Source organism: Elioraea sp. (assembly GCF_051860475.1).
In the GTDB taxonomy this organism is placed as follows: Bacteria; Pseudomonadota; Alphaproteobacteria; order Acetobacterales; family Acetobacteraceae; genus Elioraea.
Map to the genome: position 1 here is coordinate 1 of NZ_JBHYDW010000108.1, position 15920 is coordinate 15920.

16 protein-coding genes, 1 tRNA gene, 1 other RNA gene and 1 pseudogene are annotated in these 15920 nt (G+C 69.8%); 10 read left to right on the forward strand and 9 right to left on the reverse strand.

All coding sequences use genetic code 11. The features are described from left to right. Positions 1-709: pseudogene (locus tag ACTIFU_RS16965) on the reverse strand (hypothetical protein); the annotation flags it as partial. A 74-nt stretch (positions 710-783) separates the two neighbouring features. Here ACTIFU_RS16965 and ACTIFU_RS16970 point away from each other — a divergent pair. The 5 genes from ACTIFU_RS16970 to ACTIFU_RS16990 all read left to right on the forward strand — a co-directional run bounded on the left by ACTIFU_RS16970 (position 784) and on the right by ACTIFU_RS16990 (position 2870). Continuing rightward, the gene (locus tag ACTIFU_RS16970) at positions 784-1002 is read left to right on the forward strand and encodes a hypothetical protein (protein WP_439579503.1); all 219 of its coding nucleotides are present in this window, start codon (positions 784-786) and stop codon (positions 1000-1002) included. Positions 1003-1006: 4 nt separating this feature from the next. Then, a complete protein-coding gene (locus ACTIFU_RS16975) occupies positions 1007-1318 on the forward strand; it encodes a cell division protein ZapA (protein WP_439579504.1) in 312 nt (103 codons plus the stop codon). 9 nt (positions 1319-1327) lie between these two features. Further along, positions 1328-1484: non-coding RNA, 6S RNA (gene ssrS / locus ACTIFU_RS16980), on the forward strand. A gap of 7 nt (positions 1485-1491) precedes the next feature. After that, positions 1492-2064: a 5-formyltetrahydrofolate cyclo-ligase gene (locus tag ACTIFU_RS16985; RefSeq protein ID WP_439579505.1), complete on the forward strand. Its 573-nt coding sequence runs from the start codon at positions 1492-1494 to the stop codon at positions 2062-2064. After that, positions 2061-2870 (forward strand): TIGR00282 family metallophosphoesterase, encoded by an 810-nt coding sequence (locus tag ACTIFU_RS16990; protein ID WP_439579506.1) that lies wholly within the window; start codon positions 2061-2063, stop codon positions 2868-2870. Before ACTIFU_RS16985 ends, ACTIFU_RS16990 begins: the two co-directional genes overlap by 4 nt. Before the next feature lie 4 nt (positions 2871-2874). Here the strand turns inward: ACTIFU_RS16990 and ACTIFU_RS16995 are convergent, their stop codons facing one another. Next, entirely contained in the window at positions 2875-4830 is a 1956-nt protein-coding gene (locus ACTIFU_RS16995) for an alpha amylase C-terminal domain-containing protein (protein WP_439579507.1), read from the reverse strand. A 95-nt stretch (positions 4831-4925) separates the two neighbouring features. Then, the gene (locus ACTIFU_RS17000) at positions 4926-5879 is read right to left on the reverse strand and encodes an arsenic resistance protein (protein WP_439579508.1); all 954 of its coding nucleotides are present in this window, start codon (positions 5877-5879) and stop codon (positions 4926-4928) included. Positions 5880-5974: 95 nt separating this feature from the next. Between ACTIFU_RS17000 and ACTIFU_RS17005 the strand changes: the two genes are divergently transcribed. Together ACTIFU_RS17005 and ruvC are read left to right on the forward strand one after the other, a co-directional pair. After that, a complete protein-coding gene (locus ACTIFU_RS17005; protein ID WP_439579509.1) occupies positions 5975-6724 on the forward strand; it encodes a YebC/PmpR family DNA-binding transcriptional regulator in 750 nt (249 codons plus the stop codon). Beyond that, positions 6717-7229 carry a crossover junction endodeoxyribonuclease RuvC gene (gene ruvC / locus ACTIFU_RS17010; RefSeq protein WP_439579510.1) on the forward strand — a complete coding sequence of 171 codons (513 nt, stop codon included), beginning with the start codon at positions 6717-6719 and terminating at the stop codon, positions 7227-7229. The genes ACTIFU_RS17005 and ruvC overlap by 8 nt, the downstream gene beginning before the upstream one ends. A gap of 16 nt (positions 7230-7245) precedes the next feature. On the opposite strand, the gene ACTIFU_RS17015 is transcribed toward ruvC, so the two are convergent. Further along, the gene (locus tag ACTIFU_RS17015; RefSeq protein WP_439579511.1) at positions 7246-8616 is read right to left on the reverse strand and encodes an ABC1 kinase family protein; all 1371 of its coding nucleotides are present in this window, start codon (positions 8614-8616) and stop codon (positions 7246-7248) included. Continuing rightward, positions 8616-10439, reverse strand: a complete 1824-nt coding sequence (locus tag ACTIFU_RS17020) for a M3 family oligoendopeptidase (protein WP_439579512.1) — start codon at positions 10437-10439, stop codon at positions 8616-8618. Before ACTIFU_RS17020 ends, ACTIFU_RS17015 begins: the two co-directional genes overlap by 1 nt. Positions 10440-10527: 88 nt before the next feature. Between ACTIFU_RS17020 and ACTIFU_RS17025 the strand changes: the two genes are divergently transcribed. Next, positions 10528-12237: an AMP-dependent synthetase/ligase gene (locus ACTIFU_RS17025; RefSeq protein ID WP_439579513.1), complete on the forward strand. Its 1710-nt coding sequence runs from the start codon at positions 10528-10530 to the stop codon at positions 12235-12237. Between the two features lie 209 nt (positions 12238-12446). Here ACTIFU_RS17025 and ACTIFU_RS17030 read toward each other — a convergent pair whose 3' ends face one another. Both ACTIFU_RS17030 and ACTIFU_RS17035 read right to left on the reverse strand, forming a co-directional pair. After that, positions 12447-13220 carry an aminotransferase class I/II-fold pyridoxal phosphate-dependent enzyme gene (locus tag ACTIFU_RS17030; protein ID WP_439579517.1) on the reverse strand — a complete coding sequence of 258 codons (774 nt, stop codon included), beginning with the start codon at positions 13218-13220 and terminating at the stop codon, positions 12447-12449. Further along, positions 13211-13372 (reverse strand): hypothetical protein, encoded by a 162-nt coding sequence (locus ACTIFU_RS17035; protein ID WP_439579518.1) that lies wholly within the window; start codon positions 13370-13372, stop codon positions 13211-13213. Before ACTIFU_RS17035 ends, ACTIFU_RS17030 begins: the two co-directional genes overlap by 10 nt. Positions 13373-13841: 469 nt before the next feature. Between ACTIFU_RS17035 and ACTIFU_RS17040 the strand changes: the two genes are divergently transcribed. Together ACTIFU_RS17040 and ACTIFU_RS17045 are read left to right on the forward strand one after the other, a co-directional pair. Further along, positions 13842-14597 carry a hypothetical protein gene (locus ACTIFU_RS17040; protein WP_439579514.1) on the forward strand — a complete coding sequence of 252 codons (756 nt, stop codon included), beginning with the start codon at positions 13842-13844 and terminating at the stop codon, positions 14595-14597. Beyond that, positions 14587-14958 (forward strand): hypothetical protein, encoded by a 372-nt coding sequence (locus tag ACTIFU_RS17045; RefSeq protein ID WP_439579515.1) that lies wholly within the window; start codon positions 14587-14589, stop codon positions 14956-14958. The genes ACTIFU_RS17040 and ACTIFU_RS17045 overlap by 11 nt, the downstream gene beginning before the upstream one ends. A gap of 40 nt (positions 14959-14998) precedes the next feature. Here the strand turns inward: ACTIFU_RS17045 and ACTIFU_RS17050 are convergent, their stop codons facing one another. Together ACTIFU_RS17050 and ACTIFU_RS17055 are read right to left on the reverse strand one after the other, a co-directional pair. Continuing rightward, positions 14999-15793, reverse strand: a complete 795-nt coding sequence (locus ACTIFU_RS17050) for a DUF4145 domain-containing protein (RefSeq protein WP_439579516.1) — start codon at positions 15791-15793, stop codon at positions 14999-15001. Positions 15794-15843: 50 nt separating this feature from the next. Further along, positions 15844-15920: transfer RNA gene (locus ACTIFU_RS17055), tRNA-Arg, on the reverse strand.

Below are 15920 nucleotides of genomic sequence, written 5' to 3' on the forward strand. Positions count from 1 at the left end.
CGGCATAGGCCGACAGCCCGGCGTCGATCGCGAGCTGGAAGTGGTAGTGCGGGTCGTAGCCGGCGGGATTGGGCGCGAAGCTGCGCGCCGGGCCGTGCTCGAAGCCCTGGTCCACCGGCAGGATCACCAGCTTGCCGGTGCCGCCGAGCTTCCCCTCCATCAGAATGCGCGCGAGGTTGGCCTTGGTGCCGGGGTTGTCGCTCTCGTAGTTCGAGAGAATGTCCTTGACGCGCCTGGTGATCCGCATGGCGGGGCCTCCGTCGCTGGGGTGCCGGGATGGCGGTTGCCTAGAGCAAAGTGCCGCTTCTGTCACCCCAGGGTCGAGCCAGGCGGCGAGGCGCCGGTGCGCGCCGGGACGTGCCAGGTCGAGCGCGGGCGGGGCCGCGCGCAGCATCCGCGCCCCGCACGCCTCCGCGAGCGCAGCAAGAGGCTCGGCCTGGGCGTCGGGGCCGGTGAAGACGATCGCGTGGCTGCCCGCGTGCAGCGCCTCGACCGCGATCCCGGCGAGGTCCCCGCAGTCGAGCACATCCTCGATCGGCACATCCGGCGCGGCCTCGTGTGCCGCCGCGATCAGCGCGCGCCACCAGCCGAACCCGGCATAGCCGGCCGCGCCCGGCGCAGAGAGCAGCGTGACGCCGGATCGGGCCTCGGCGGCCGCCGCAAGCGCCGTGCGCGCGTCGTCGAGCCCGTGCACGATCACCGCCCGCATCGGCGGCCTTGTTGACCCTGCGGAAGCGCCCTGTCTAGGGTCGCGCATCACTCGACACCAACCACGAGTCCACCATGCCCGACGCCAACGCCGCGCCCACCCTCACCGATGCCGCCGCCGCGCTGGAGGCTGCGGTGAGCCGGCTCGAGGACGTCGCCGAGGCGCTTGCGCACCGCGCCGAGGAGCAGGCCGCCAACCCACCTGGCGCGGAGGCGGCCGCCGCGATGGCCGAGGCGGCGCAACGGCTCGATGCGGTGATCGCGCGCCTCTCGGCCGTGCTCGATCAGGACTGACCGCATGGGCCAGGTCACGCTGAAGATCAACGGCTTCCCCTATGTGCTTGGCTGCCCGGACGGGCAGGAGGCGCATCTGGAGGCGCTCGGCGCCGAGCTCGACGCGCGGGTGAGCTCGATCCGCGCGCAGGTCGGCAATCTCGGCGAGGCGCGCTTGCTCGCGATGGCCGGCATCATGCTGGCCGATGAGCTCGCCGATGCGCGGGCCGGGCAGGCGCCGGTGCAGGCGGCGTCCGCCGAGGTCGACGCAGCCGAGCGGCTGGCCCGCCTTGCGCGCAGGCTCGACGGCGTTGCGTCCAGGCTGGCGCGGGCCTAGCTTCTGATCGCGGGGCTGCCCGGTGCGTCAGGCAACTCATCCCCGGGGCCATTGATCTTCCCATTGGGAGCTGTCCCTGTCGCGGTCGTGGCCGCGGTACACGGCGCCCACCTGCTAAGAGCAGGCCTTGGGAGGATGATACGCCAACGGCCAGGGTGGCTCCGCGCTTTCTCATGTCCCTCTCCGACACGCTGATCGACGCGAAGCGCCGCGCGCGCGAAGCCGGGCTCGCCGCGCGCGAGGCGGGCGATCCGCGCGCCGGGATGCTGCTCGCCGGCCACGTGCTGGAGCGGTTTGCGCCGCCGCCGGGCGTGGTGGTGGCGGGGTACTGGCCGTTCGGGCGCGAGATCGATCCCCGGCCGCTGATGCTGGCGCTGGCCGGGCGCGGCCACGCGCTGGTGCTGCCGGTGACGGGGCGGCGAGGGACACCGCTCGTGTTCCGGCGCTTCCGGTTCGGCGATCGGCTCGATGCTGGCCGGTTCGGTACGAGCCACCCGGGCGAGGACGCCGACGAGCTGCCGCCCGACTGGCTGTTGGTCCCGGTAGTGGCGTTCGACGAGACGGGCGTGCGGATCGGCCACGGTGCGGGGTACTACGACGTGACGCTGGCGGCGCTGCGCGCGCGGGGCCCCGTGACGGCGCTCGGCTGCGGCTATGCGGCCCAGCGCGCCGAACGGCTACCGGTTGCGGCGCACGACCAGCGCCTCGATGCGATCGCGACCGAACATGGAGTGCTGCGCGCGTGAAGATCCTGTTCCTCGGTGACATCGTCGGCCGCGCCGGCCGCGACGCGGTGATCGCCGCCCTGCCGTCGCTGCGCGTGCGGCTCGGCGCCGAGCTCGTCATCATCAACGCCGAGAACGCCGCGCACGGCTTCGGGCTCACCCCCGAGATCGCGCGTGCGCTGTTCGCCGCCGGCGCGGATGTGCTCACCCTCGGCAACCACGCCTGGGACCGGCGCGAGATCGTCCCCTATATCGAGGGCGAGCCGAGACTGCTCCGCCCGTTCAACTACCCGCCCGGCACGCCCGGCCGTGGCGCGGGCGTATTCGCGGTGGGCAGCCGCAAGGTGCTGGTGGTGAACGCGATGGGGCGGCTGTTCATGGACGCGCTCGACTGCCCGTTCCGCGGCATCGACGCGCTGCTCGCCGCGCACGCGATCGGCCGCACGGTGGATGCTGCGGTGATCGATTTCCATGCCGAGGCGTCGAGCGAGAAGCAGTCCTTCGGTCACCACGTGGACGGACGCGTCTCGTTGGTGGTCGGCACGCACACCCATGTGCCGACGGCGGATGCGCAGATCCTGCCGCGCGGCACCGCCTACCAGACGGATGTCGGGATGTGCGGCGACTACGACAGCGTCATCGGCATGCAGAAGGAGGGCGCGGCATTGCGCTTCGTCAAGAAGCTGCCGGGTGAGCGGCTCGCACCGGCCGAGGGCGAGGCGACGCTGTGCGGCGTGCTCGTCGAGACCGACGACGCGACCGGGCTCGCACGCCGGATCGCACCGGTGCGGCAGGGCGGACGGCTCGCGCCGACACTGCCCGACTGACGCTTCAACGCGCGAGCACGAGCACGCCGTTCGCCGGCAGGCGCATGCGCGCGGCGAAGGGATAGGCGAAGCCCGGGGCGGGATCGGCGTGCACCGCCCCGAAATTGCCGACGGGAGCGATGTTCGGGAACGGGTCATAGACGTCGCTGTTGAACACCTCGCGCCACTCCCCGGGCCAGGGCAGGGTGACGGGGTAGTGCTCCAGCGCCTGCTCGTTCAGGCTGGGCACGACCACGACGTCGCGACCTTCGCCCTCGACCCAGCGGTGCAGCACCAGCACGCGGTCGCGCTCATGCACCTGCGGCACCCGCACGCCCTTGGCCGCGAGCGCGGGGTGGTGCCGGCGCAACGCCACGAGATCCTGCACGAAGCGCAGGAAGTCGTGCCTGGCGCGCACGTGCTCGACCTCGCCCCAGCCGATCAGGAACTGCGACCAGAAGCGGATGTCGTCGTGCCAGGGGCGGGCCTCCAGGATCTCCTGGCCCATGAACAGCATGGGGATGCCGGGGGCGCACAGCAGCAGGGCGGTGGCGACGCGCGCGCGGCTGCGACCGTACCAGGAGTGCGGATGCGACGGGTCCGCCACCGCCGGCACGCGCGGCGCGCGCGGGGCATGCGCGTCGTAGTCCCAGCGCACCACGTCGTGGTTCTCGAGGCACTGCACGACGGTCCAGGCGGCCGGGAAGCCGGGCGGCGGCGGCAGCGCCTCGGCGACACGGTCGAGATGCACATGCGCGTCGGCCCCACGCGATGCCTCGGCCAGCATGCCGCGGAGCGCGTCGCGCAGGCCATCGCCGAGCGCGGCGTCGAAGCCGAGCCCGTCGGGGAGGGGCGTGACAGGAAACGCGCGGTCCCATTTCCAGTACTCGGCGATCTGGATCGCCTCGGGCTTCACATGGCGCACGGTCGCGGCGAGGTCGCGGCAGAAGCGGTCGCCGCCGTGCTCGTGGATCACCGTTACCTCGTAGTAACGAATGCCGTCGGCGCGGTACTCGCCGAGGAAGAACAGCGCGTTGTCGATCAGGAACTGGCGCACCGGGTCCTGCCAGTAGGCGAACACCTTGCCGCCTGCCCAGCCCTTGTCGGTGAAGTAGAGGGAGCGGTTGTCGTCGCCCCAGGGCTGGCGGTCGTAGTAGTACAGGCTGCGGTCGCCGAAGCCGCCGCCGGCATGGTTGAAGACGAGATCCAGGATCACCGCCATCCCGTTCAGGTGGCAGAGATCGATCAGGCATTTGAGCTGGTTCGGCCCGGAGACGAGATCGGCGAGCGCGAGCGGGGCATGCCCATGCTCGGTGAGCAGCCCGTTCACCACGGCGAGGTGCTGCGCGAGCTCGGCCTGATCCTCGACCTGATAGACCATCTCGGGTGAGAAATAGTCGAGGCCCGCGTAGCCGAGGCCGAAATCGTCGTCGTATTCCTGGATCGGCAGGAGCTGGATCGCGGTCACGCCGAGCGCGCGCAGATACGGGATGCGCGCGACCACGTCGAGGAACTTGCCGTAATGCGGCGCCTCGGGGTTCGCGCCCCAGAACACGCCGACATGGAGCTGGTAGAGGATCAGCTCGTGGAACGCTGGTGGGCGCCATTGTGCGTCGTGCCACGGATAGTCGTGCGCGGGGCGAATGAGGCACGGGCAGTCGGGAAAGGGCGGATGGGTGCCGAGCTCGCGCGCATAGGGGTCGCGCTTGAAGCCCTCGCTGCCGCCCTCGGGTCCCTGGATCCAGAACAGATAGGGGTCGCCTTCGCCCATGCCGGGCATGAAGCCGGCCCAGGTGCCGTCGCCGAGCGGCGTGAGCAGGGTCTTCGTGCAGGGCGTCCAGCGCGACCAGTCCTCGGTCGCGCGATGGTCGGTGGCGAGGTGGACGGCGCGCGCGTTCGGCGCCCAGGTGCGAAAGGTCGCACCGCCGGGAACGAGCGTCGCACCCATCGGTGTGTGCCGCCCGACGGTGGGATCCGACATGCGCATCGTCACCTCCTCGATGTCACAGAACTGCAGTCAGCGGCACGGCCAGGGTAGCGCGCCACCGGCGCCGCGTGTGATCGCGTTCTGCGGCGCTACCGATCCGGCAGCAGCCGCGGTACCAGGCGCAGGAACGCGAGCATGCCGAACAGCTCCACCAGCGACTGCACCACGATCACGATCGACGCGGCCTGCCACGAAGGCGGCAGCGCGAGTGCCAGCGGCAGCACGACGAAGGAGTTGCGCGTGCCGAGGCTGAAGGTGAGCGTGCGTCCGGCCCGGGGCGGCAGACCGACGATACGGGCCAACGCGACGCCGAGCACGAGCGTGCCCGCGAGGAACAGCACGAAGGCCGTCGAGACATCGGCCAGCAGCGGCAGCGCGCGCGCGACCGCGCCCACCTGCGAGGCGGCGATCAGGAACACCACCGCGGCCAGCAGCGGCACGGGCGCCCAGGCGAGACGCTCGATCAGCGCGCGGCCGTGGCCTTCGGCGCGGCGCTCAGTCACCCAGGCGAGCGCCAGCGGCAGCACGATCAGCGCGCCGAAGGCGGTCGCGACATGGGCAAGCGGGACCTCGGCCGTGACGTCGCCGCCGACCAGCAGCCAGACATAGCCCGGCAGCAGTGCGAGTTGCGCGAGAAGGATCAGCGGCGTGACCGCGATCGCGCGCGCGGTGTCGCCGCGCGCCAGATGCGTGAAGGTGATGAACCAGTCGGTGCAGGGCACCACCAGCACGAGGACGACGCCGAGCCGCACGGCCGGATCGTCGGGCACGAGCGGCAGCAGCGCGGCAACCAGCAGCGGCACGGCGAGGACGTTGCCGCCCAGCACGGTGGCGACGAAACGCCCGTCGCGCAGCGCGGCCCCGAGGTGGACGAGCGGCACCTGGGTGAAGGTGGCGTAGAGCAGGGCGCCGAGCACCGGCCACAGCACCGCCTCGAACACCGGCGCAAGCTCGGGCGCGGCCATGCCGAGCGCGAGCCCCAGCCCGATCGCCGCGAGGTACACCCAGACCTGGTGCCGCTCCAGGGTCGTCCGCTCGATCACGCCGTCTCCCGTCCCTGTTTCCGGCCCGTTCGCGCCCTGCTACACACGCCCGCCCTAGCAAACCAGGACACGACTCGAAGGACCACGAGGCGGCGATGGCCGGCCATTCGCAGTTCAAGAACATCATGCACCGCAAGGGCGCGCAGGATGCCAAACGCGCGCGTGCCTTCGCCAAGATCATCCGCGAGATCACCGTCTCGGCGCGCCAGGGCTCGCCCGACCCGAACGCCAACCCTCGGCTCCGCGCCGCCGTGATCGCCGCGCGCCAGGCCAACATGCCGAAGGATACGGTCGAGCGCGCGATCCGTAAGGCGACCGGCGAGGGCGGGGCCGATGACTATGTGGCGCGGCGCTACGAGGGCTACGGCCCCGGCGGGGTGGCAGTCATCGTCGAGGCGCTGACGGACAATCTCAACCGCACGGCCTCGGATGTGCGCTCGCTGTTCTCGAAGCATGGCGGGGCCTTGGGCGAGAGCAACGCGGTGTCGTTCATGTTCGACCGGCTGGGCGTGATCCGCTACCCGGCCTCGGCCGCGGGCGGTGACGCCATGCTGGAGGCGGCGATCGAGGCGGGGGCGGAGAACGTCGAGAGCGGCGAGGGAGGGCACGAGGTCACGTGTGCGCCTGAGGATCTGTTCGCGGTGCGCGATGCGCTTGCGGCGCGGTTCGGCGATCCGGAGGAGGCGAAGCTCGACTGGCGGCCGAAGACGACGGCGCCGGTGGACGAGGAGCAGGCGGCATCGGTGCTGAAGCTGATCGATGCGCTCGAGGATCTCGACGACGTGCAGGCGGTGTTCGCCAATTTCGAGGTCTCCGACGACGTGATGGCGAAGCTGAGTGCCTGACGGATTTCCACGCCGCCTGCGCGTGCTCGGGCTCGATCCGGGGCTCGGCGTGACGGGCTGGGGCGTGATCGAGGCGGAGGCGAACCGGCTGCGTCACGTCGCCGACGGGGTGGTGGAGACGGATGCGGCGCTGCCCTTGCCGGCGCGGCTCGCGGCGCTGCATGGGGCGCTCGCGGAGATCATCGCCGCGTGGCGCCCCGACGAGGCGGCGGTCGAGGAGACCTTCGTCAACCGCAATCCGCTGAGCACCTTGAAGCTCGGCCAGGCGCGCGGGGTGGTGCTGCTGGCGCCGGCACTCGCGGGCATTCCGGTAGCGGAATATCAGGCGACGGCGGTCAAGCGCGCGGTGGTCGGCCGGGGCCATGCGCAGAAGCAGCAGGTGCAGGCGATGGTGCGGATGCTGCTGCCGGGCGCCGCGCCGCGCCGCGCCGACGCGGCCGACGCGCTCGCGGTCGCGATCTGCCACGCGCACCATCGGGCGACGGCGGCGCGGCTGGAGGGCTAAGTCCCGCGCAATTCCGTCACCCCGCCGCCGGCACCCCTGCCTCCGCGAGCGCCGCGAGCTGGCGCGCATCCACCGTCGCGGTGTCGAAATCGGCGATCAGGTCGTTGAACAGCCGGTGCCAGTTCAGCTCGGCCTTCAGCCGCAGGAATACACTGCCGAGTCCGATCGCGGCGCGGTCCATCAGCACGAATTCGCGCGGCGGCTTCACCCCGCCGATGCGCTTCAACCCTGCGTGCACCTGCATCGCCACGCGCCGGCCGAACTGCGGATCGTCGGATTCCTGGATGCGGCGCGCGCGATCCTCCATCAGTGGCTCGTAGAGGAACTCGGCCCAGAGGTTCAGCACCGCCATCTTCTCGTGGGTCAGGTCCTTGAACCCCCACACCGTGTAGGCGTGGTGCGCCTTGTCGATGTCCTTGTCGCGCATCGCCTCATAGAGGTCGATCACGCCGCGGATGAAGCGGGCCGGAAAGACGCGGATGCAGCCGAAGTCAAGCAGGTTCAGTCCGTCATCGGCGCACGCCTGGTAGTTGCCCATATGCGGGTCGCCGTGGATCACGCCGTAACGGTAGAGCGGCACGTACCACGCCTTGAACAGGTTGAGCGCGAGGCGGTTCAGGTCCTCCTGCGGCGGGTCCTCCTTGATCCGATCCATCAGCGGCCGGCCGTCGAGCCAGGTCATGGTCAGCAGCCGCGGCGTGCAGTAGTCCTCGATCGGCACTGGCACGTGCACATCCAGTTCGTCCGCGAGCATCAGCGTATAGAGCCGCATCTGCGCGGCCTCGCGCGCGTAGTCGAGCTCCTCGCGCAGCCGCTCGGACAGCTCCTCGTAGATCTCCTCCTGCTGGATCGCGTTGTCCATGCGGCGATAGACCGCGATCGCAAGCTTGAGCTGGCGCAGGTCGGCCGCCACCACGCTCGCCATGTCGGGGTATTGCAGCTTGCACGCGACCGCCGTGCCGTCGTGCAGCGTCGCCCGGTGCACCTGGCCGAGCGAGGCCGCCGCCGCGGCCTCGCGGCCGAAGCTCGCGAACTTCGCCTGCCAGTCGGCGCCGAGCTCGGCCTGCATGCGGCGGTTCACGAACGGCCAGCCCATCGCCGGCGCATTCGCCTGCAACTGCGACAGTTCGGCTGCGTATTCGTCCGGCAGCGCATCGGGGATGGTGGAGAGGAACTGCGCCACCTTCATCAGCGGGCCCTTCAGCCCGCCGAGCACCGCCTTCAGCTCCTCGGCATGTTCGCCGCGACTGCCCTTGAAGCCGAAGAGCCGCTCGCCGGCGACGCGCGCGGCGATGCCCGTGACCGCGCCCGAGGTGCGTGCCATCCGGCGCAGCTGACCGAACAGCGAGGGCCCCTCGTCCCGTGCCACCGGGGCCTCGCCCGCCATCAGGCCATCGCCTGTTCGAGCTCGTCGATGAAGCCGCCGATCACATCGAGCCCCTTGGCCCAGAACGCGGGATCGGAGGCGTCGAGCCCGAAGGGAGCGAGCAGCTCCTTGTGCCGCTTGGTGCCGCCCGCGCGCAGCATGTCGAGATACTTGGTCTCGAAGCCCGGGTGGCCGTCGCGGAACACGCCGTAGAGCGCGTTGACCAGACAGTCGCCGAACGCGTAGGCGTAGACGTAGAACGGCGAGTGGATGAAGTGCGGGATGTAGGCCCAGTAGAAGCGGTAGTCCTCGGCGAAGCGGAAGGCGGGGCCGAGGCTCTCGGCCTGCACGCCCATCCAGATCTCGCCGATGCGCTCGGGGGTCAGTTCGCCCGTGCGCCGCTCGTGATGGATGCGCTGCTCGAAGCGGTAGAACGCGATCTGGCGCACAACGGTGTTCAGCATGTCCTCGACCTTGCCGGCGAGCAGCACGCGGCGGCGCTTCGCATCCGTCTCGCCGTCCAGCAGCGCCCGGAAGGTGAGCATCTCGCCGAACACCGAGGCGGTCTCGGCGAGCGTCAGCGGGGTGCCTGACATCAGATAGCCGTTCGGGGCCGCCAGCACCTGATGCACGCCATGGCCCAGTTCGTGCGCGAGCGTCATGACGTCGCGCGCGCGGCTGTGGTAGTTCAGGAGCAGATAGGGATGCGCGGACGGCACGGTCGGGTGCGCGAAGGCGCCCGACGCCTTGCCCGGCTTCAGCCGCGCATCGATCCAGGGCCGGGTGAAGAAGCGGTCGCCCACATCGGCGAGGTCGTGCGAGAACGCGCGATAGGCGGTGCGCACGCGCGCGCACGCCTCGGCCCAGGGGATCTCGCGGTCGTCATCCTCCGGCAGCGGCGCGTTGCGGTCCCAGTACTCCAGCCGGTCGAGCCCGAGCCAGCGCGCCTTCAGCGCGTAGTAGCGGTGCGAGAGCCGCGGGAAGGACGCGGCGACGGCGGAGACGAGCGCCTCGACCACCTCGTCCTCCACCATGTTGGCGCGGTTGCGGTAGCTCTCCGGCTTCGGGAACTTGCGCCAGGTGTCGATGATCTCCTTGTCCTTGGCGAGCGTGTTGGTAACGAGCGCGAACAGCCGTGCGTTCCTGCCGAGGCTCTCGCCGATCGCATGCGCGGCCGCCTCGCGCCGGGCGCGGTCGGAGTCCGAGAGGCGGTTGAGCGCGGCCGAGAGCGTCAGCGCCTCGCCGTCCACCGGGATCCGCAGATCGGCCAGCGTCTCGTCGAACAGCCGGTTCCAGGCGGCGCGGCCCGTCACCTCCTTCTCGTGCAGCAGCTTCTCGATCTCGTCGGAGAGCTGGTGCGGGCGGAACACGCGCAGGTCGCGCAGCCAGGGCCGCCACTCCTCGAGCGCGGTGCCGGCGATCTTCGCCTCCAGTGCGGCGTCCTCGATCCGGTTCAGCTCGAGCGAGAAGAAGATCAGGTGGCTCGAGATCGTCGTGACCCGCTCGTTGCAGCCCTGGTAGAACTTGCCGATTTCGGGGTCGGTCGCGTCCTCGGCGAAGACGAGCTGGGCGTAGGACATCACTCGGCCGAGGGCCTCCTCGATGCGCTCGAAGGCGGCGATCGCGGCTGCGAGCTCGCTGCCCGAGAGTGCGGCGAGCCGGCCCTGGTATCGTTCGGCGAAACCCTTTGCCTCGGCCTCGGCACGGTCGAGATCGGCCTTGATCTCCGGGCTGTCGCGCCCGGGATAGAGGTCGGTGAGGTCCCAGGCAGGCAGGTCAGAGGCGGTGTCGCCGCCGGGCACGGGGGCTTCGGGTGCGGCTATCCTGGGGGGTCGGGCCGTCACGGGCTTGTCCTGGCTGGGTGTCGGGGCCACACGGATATGGCACGTCGGGCATGGGCCGCAACCGGCCTGGGCTGAGGGAGGGGTCACGGTGGCGCGCGAGTACCCGGATTGGCCGAACTGTGCGGTGCTGATGTTCGACTGTGCGCGGCGCTACGGCGACCGCCCGGCGCTGTGGGCGAAGCGCGAAGGCGCGTGGCGGGCGACCCCCTGGCGCGAGGTCGGGCGGCAGGCGGCCGCGCTTGCCCGGAGCTTGCGCGCGCGCGGCGTGGCACCGGGCGACCGGGTGGTGATCGTGTCGGAGAACCGGCCCGAGTTCCCGACCGCCGACACCGCGATCATGGCGCTGCGGGCGATCTCGGTGCCGACCTACACGACCAACACGCCCTCCGATCACGCCCATATCCTGCGCGACTCCGGCGCGCGCGTGGCGATCGTCTCGACCCGCGCGCTCGCCCGGCGGGTGCTGGAGGGCGCGGCCGAGGCGGGCGGGCTCGACCTGCTGGTCGCGATCGACAATCCGGGCGAGACCGACATCCCCGTGCTGCGCTGGCAGGAGGCGGTCGCCGATCCCGCCCCGCCCGACGACATCGAGGCCGAGGCGGCGCTGATCCCGCGCGAGCAGACCGCCTGCCTGATCTACACCTCCGGCACCGGCGGCGTGCCCAAGGGGGTGATGCTGCCGCACCGGGCGATCCTGTCGAACTGCCGCGGCGCCTTCGCGCTGCTCCGCCCGCTGGACCTTCAGGACGAGACCTATCTCTCCTTCCTGCCGCTCTCGCACTCCTACGAGCACACCTGCGGGCAGTTCTTCCTGCTCTCGATCGGCAGCCAGATCCACTACTCCGCCGGCGCCGACCGGATCGCGGCCGAGATGCTGGAGGTCCGCCCGACCGTGATGACGGCCGTGCCGCGGCTGTTCGAGGTGATCCGCAGCCGCATCCTCGCCCAGGTCGAGCGCGAGGGCGGCTGGAAGCAGCGGCTGTTCGACCTCGCTCTGAATCAGGGCCTGAGACGCGTGAAGGGCGAGTCCCTGGGCCTTCTCGGCCTGATCGATCCGCTGCTCGACCGGCTCGTGCGCGCCAAGGTGCGCGCCCGCTTCGGCGGCCGGCTCAAGGGCATCATGTCGGGCGGCGCGCGCCTTGATCCCGAGATCGGGCGGTTCTTCCTCGCCCTCGGCATCCCGGTGATGCAGGGCTACGGCCAGACCGAGGCCGGCCCCGTGGTCGCCGCCAATCCGCCCGACCGCATCCGCATCGACACGGTCGGGCTGCCGCTGCCCGACGTGGAGGTACGGATCGCCGAGGACGGCGAGATCCTGGTGCGCGGCGATCTCGTGATGCAGGGCTACTGGGGCAACGCGGAAGCCACGCGGGCCGCCATCACCGAGGACGGCTGGCTGCACACCGGCGACGTGGGCGCCCTCGACGCCGACGGCTACCTCCGCATCACCGATCGCAAGAAGGACTTCATCAAGACCAATGGCGGCGACATGGTCAGCCCCGCCCGGGTTGAGGGGATGCTGATGCAGGACCCCGGCATCGCCCAGGCGGTGGTGGCGGGCGACGGAAGGCCGCACCTGGTCGCGCTGATCGTCCCGGCCGAGGGGGCGGACGAGGTCGCGGTCACGCTGGCGGTGGAGGCGGCGAACAAGCGGCTCGCGGTGGCCGAGCGGGTGCGCAAGTGGCGCCTGGTCGAGCCCTTCACGATCGAGAACGGCATGATGACGCCGACCCAGAAGATCCGCCGCCCGGCGGTGCTCGGGCAGCATCGCGAGGCGATCGCGGGGCTATACCGCTAACCCGCTGATCCTGCGGACTTTATCCACTTTACGCCTTTATCGCTTTATCGGGCCTGCGAGAAGGGGCGCGGCCCGCCGGAGGAGGCTGGACTCCGCCACTCTGCCCGGCCGATGCGCCAGGATGTGGCGTGGCCACCCAGCTCTCACGCGGTCGTGTCGCCGCACCCTCACCCTGTCCCTCTCCCGCACGCGGGAGAGGGGACGCAGCGTCAACACCGGGTCCCCTCTCCCCCTGGGAGAGGGACAGGGTGAGGGACGCCGCCGCCGCCGCCGCGCGCAGCGCCGCCGCGACGCGGGCGGAACGGGCCAGCGCGTCCTCCACCATCGCGTCGCTCGCGGTGAGCGAGAGCCGCACGTGGCCGGGAACGCCGCAGATCGCGCCGGGCATGACGAACACGTCCGAAGCCGCGAGCCGGTCGCGCCGGCTCTCGATCGCCGCCGTGTCGATCACCGGCCGCTCCGGATCGCCGACCGCGGACTGCATCAGCGCGCTCGGGTGCTGCCGGGTTCACCGCGAAGGAACCGAGCCGCCGGCCGGGCGTGAGCAGCCGCTTGCCGTCGCTGTCGCAGGTCGCGCTGCGGCGGATGTGGCGGAGCGGCGGGGCGAAGCGGCCGTCGGAGAAGACGATCTCGCGATACGCCTCGTCCGACAGCACCCGGATCGGCTGCCGCTCGACATTGATGCGTTCGAGCCGCGCGCCGAGCCCGGCGAGCGCATCTTCGCTCGCGATCGTGCCCGAGGGGTTGTGCGGCGTGTTGACGACAATCAGCCGCGTGCGCGGCGTGACCGCGGCGAGGATCGCCTCGATGTCGAGGCCGAAGCCCGGGCGCATCGGCACGGCGACCGGGACGAGCCCGTGCAGGTGCGTCATCGGCGCGTAGCAGAACCAGGACGGGCGCGAATGGATGATCTCCTCGCCCGGGTTGGCGAAGAGCTTCAGCATCAGCTCGATCGCGCCGAAACCTCCGTTGGTCAGCGCGATGTCCTCGGGCGCGAAGGGCGCGCCATGGTCTCGGCGAGCGCGTGGGCGACCACCTGGCGCGCCGCCGGTTCGTTGGCCTCGTAGGCGAACCAGTCGGCATTGCGCGGCTCGACCTGCGCCTTCAGCGCAGCGACGAAGCCAGGAAGCGGCATCTCCTGGGGGTGCCGAAGGCGAAGTCGACGACGCCGGGCTGGCCGATGCGCCCGCGCCAGGGCGAGAAGGTGAAGACGTGGGCGACGGGGGGCGAAGCGCGCAGGGCGGCGGCGCCGGCGACCAGGGCGGACGTGTCGCGCAGGGGCTCCTCCGGCGCGCGGGTGGAACGCGGAGGATGGCGCGGGCGTGTTGCAGGTGTGCTTCTGGGGTGGCGCCGTCCCGCGCGGTCGGGGTTTCTGGTGGCGCCGGCAATGTGGACGATGGGGAAGATCACCCCGGTGCGGAGGACCCCCGGTATCGAAGGCGGCTGTTGCCCTCGCATCCGGGCCAGCCTAGCGTGATCGAACGATCGCCTGGGGGCCGGGCGGAGGGAAGCGGCGGTGTCGTCGGCATGCGTTGCGCCCCCTGCTGGCGTGAGCCGGCTCTCCGGCGGCAAGAAGGTCAAGGCTGGAAACGCGAAGCATCTCGATGAACGCCATTCTGGAACTTCCGCCGGTCCGCGACCTCCACGTTGGCTTCACCGACTTCGCCTCCGAGGCGGATGCCGCACGGCGGCACGACGGCGTGGTGGAGCTCGACCACGCCCTCCAGGCGGGACTCAAGCTCCTTGAGGCGCAAACCGCAGAGTCGATCCGCACCGTCGAGGCTGACGTCGAGTCCTGCATCGCGCTCAACGAGCTTGCGCGCGAGGAGGAGATTCCGACCTCGTATGCGAGGGCTGTTGCCGACCTCGCGCGCGTGCATGAACACGAGACCTCGACAAGGGCCGCAGCCGAGCGGCTGCTCCGGGACATAGCGGCGGCCGTCCGTCGTGATGGCAACGAAGCGGCGGCTCGTGTCATTGAACGGGCGACCCGCCGATTCATGACAATAACAAATCGTTATCTCGGCCGGCTCCAGAAGCTCCATGACCAGTTGAGAACACGCGCTGACCGGCAGACCGTGCACTCCATCGCCACGTCACGATGGTACCGCGCCTCGATGGCCTACTCGGATGCCCTGGCCCGGGTTTTCGGAGGTGCGGTCTCGCCCGCGCTCGGCATCGAACTCATCGACGAGGTGCCGGTTGGTGTCGTGACGGCCTATCTGCCGGGCGAGGTGATCAAGGATACGGAGGCGCTCGTCGAGCGCGAGATGCAGGTCCATGCGCTGGTTGAACGGATCGACCCAGCGCTCGTCGGGCGGGTTGCCTTGGAGTTCCGGCCGCTGCCGCATGGAACCTGACGGCTTCTGGCGGCTTGCCAATCGTTTGGTCGCCGAGCGACGAAACGACGGCGACGACGCGCGGTACCGCGCCGTCATCCACGCCGCCTACTACTCGGTGTATCACGAGGTCATGCGGCGGCTTGGCATCCATCTGCAACCGTTGGCGGTGCGGCGGCACGCGGAGGTGAAGAAGCGCCTCTTCGACTACCGCGGTTCGGATGCCGTCCTGAATACGGCAAAGAGGGCAATCAACACGCTGCTTCGGGACCGTGAGCGTGCCGACTATCGGCTGACGGACGAGATCACGGCCGACCAGGCACGCCATGCCGTCCAGCTTGCCAAGAAGGTGATGATCGCCGCGGGACGGGTGCAGGGCTGACGTTTCGGTATCGATGCATCTGCCGCTCTCAACCGGCTGATCACTCGCCGTCCCGCGTCTCGATCGCTTTGCGTGCGCCTTCCGGCAGGCTCGCAAACATGTCGCTGACGTGCTTCGGCTGGCTGATCATGATCTCGGCGATCAGATTGACCAGACCAAAGAGCCTCTCCGCAGTGGCCCGGTCGTCGCGAAGGTCGATCTTTCCAGGGTGAACGGCGTTGTTGCCGATGACGCGCACCACGTCGAGCGCCTGTCGCACCCGCACGTCGAGCCCCTTCTTCACCAGCGCCGCTATGTCTTCATTGATGTTCGCGCCGGCCTCACCGAGGTGTTTGCATAGTTTCTGCACAGACAGTCGAAGCAACGCAGCAGCGCCTCGGGGAGACAAATCCAGGATTGAACTCGCTTCGTCGTAGTCGCGCCGGATGTCGTCGGGCAGGTCGGGGTTCGGAAGTGGGGCTTTCCCCAATTGTGGCCACAATAAGCGACCATGCATCCATACAGCAAATTCACTGAAATTAAAGCATTCTGAAAAAGAGACATTATTGATACTGAAGACCTCTCCACGCGGAGTGGTATTATCTAGAAAAGGATGACCTACGGCCATCTTTTTTACCCATTCTTGGTGGTGTCTTTTCGAATTTTCATTCTGCAATCCTATATTTAGCCAATGCTCAATGTCATTCTCTGCTATAACAATTGGAACTTGATCTGATCTGAGGCGATTTATGGCACCGGAATACCAATATTGTTTCGCAAGGGCGCCACAATGTGGGCAGCTGAACGCGCGCTTGTCGATTGCAGGGGGGACATATTTCGTCCGAATATCGGTCACGGTTGGTCCCTCCGCAACTTTCAAGGTCCCATCATCCAGTCTACCAATACTGGCGCGCCCTGAGGGATTCGAACCCCCGACCCGCAGCTTAGAAGGCTGCCGCTCTATCCAACTGAGCTAAGGGCGC

What these genes read in the sequence shown, in the direction of transcription:
- ACTIFU_RS16970 (WP_439579503.1), top strand. Translation starts at nt 784, where the DNA reads ATGCCCGACGCCAACGCCGCGCCCACCCTCACCGATGCCGCCGCCGCG.
- ACTIFU_RS17035 (WP_439579518.1), bottom strand. Translation starts at nt 13,372, where the DNA reads ATGCCGCTTCCTGGCTTCGTCGCTGCGCTGAAGGCGCAGGTCGAGCCG.
- ACTIFU_RS16985 (WP_439579505.1), top strand. Translation starts at nt 1,492, where the DNA reads ATGTCCCTCTCCGACACGCTGATCGACGCGAAGCGCCGCGCGCGCGAA.
- ACTIFU_RS16995 (WP_439579507.1), bottom strand. Translation starts at nt 4,830, where the DNA reads ATGTCGGATCCCACCGTCGGGCGGCACACACCGATGGGTGCGACGCTC.
- ACTIFU_RS16975 (WP_439579504.1), top strand. Translation starts at nt 1,007, where the DNA reads ATGGGCCAGGTCACGCTGAAGATCAACGGCTTCCCCTATGTGCTTGGC.
- ACTIFU_RS17045 (WP_439579515.1), top strand. Translation starts at nt 14,587, where the DNA reads ATGGAACCTGACGGCTTCTGGCGGCTTGCCAATCGTTTGGTCGCCGAG.
- ACTIFU_RS17005 (WP_439579509.1), top strand. Translation starts at nt 5,975, where the DNA reads ATGGCCGGCCATTCGCAGTTCAAGAACATCATGCACCGCAAGGGCGCG.
- ACTIFU_RS17015 (WP_439579511.1), bottom strand. Translation starts at nt 8,616, where the DNA reads ATGGCGGGCGAGGCCCCGGTGGCACGGGACGAGGGGCCCTCGCTGTTC.
- ACTIFU_RS17040 (WP_439579514.1), top strand. Translation starts at nt 13,842, where the DNA reads ATGAACGCCATTCTGGAACTTCCGCCGGTCCGCGACCTCCACGTTGGC.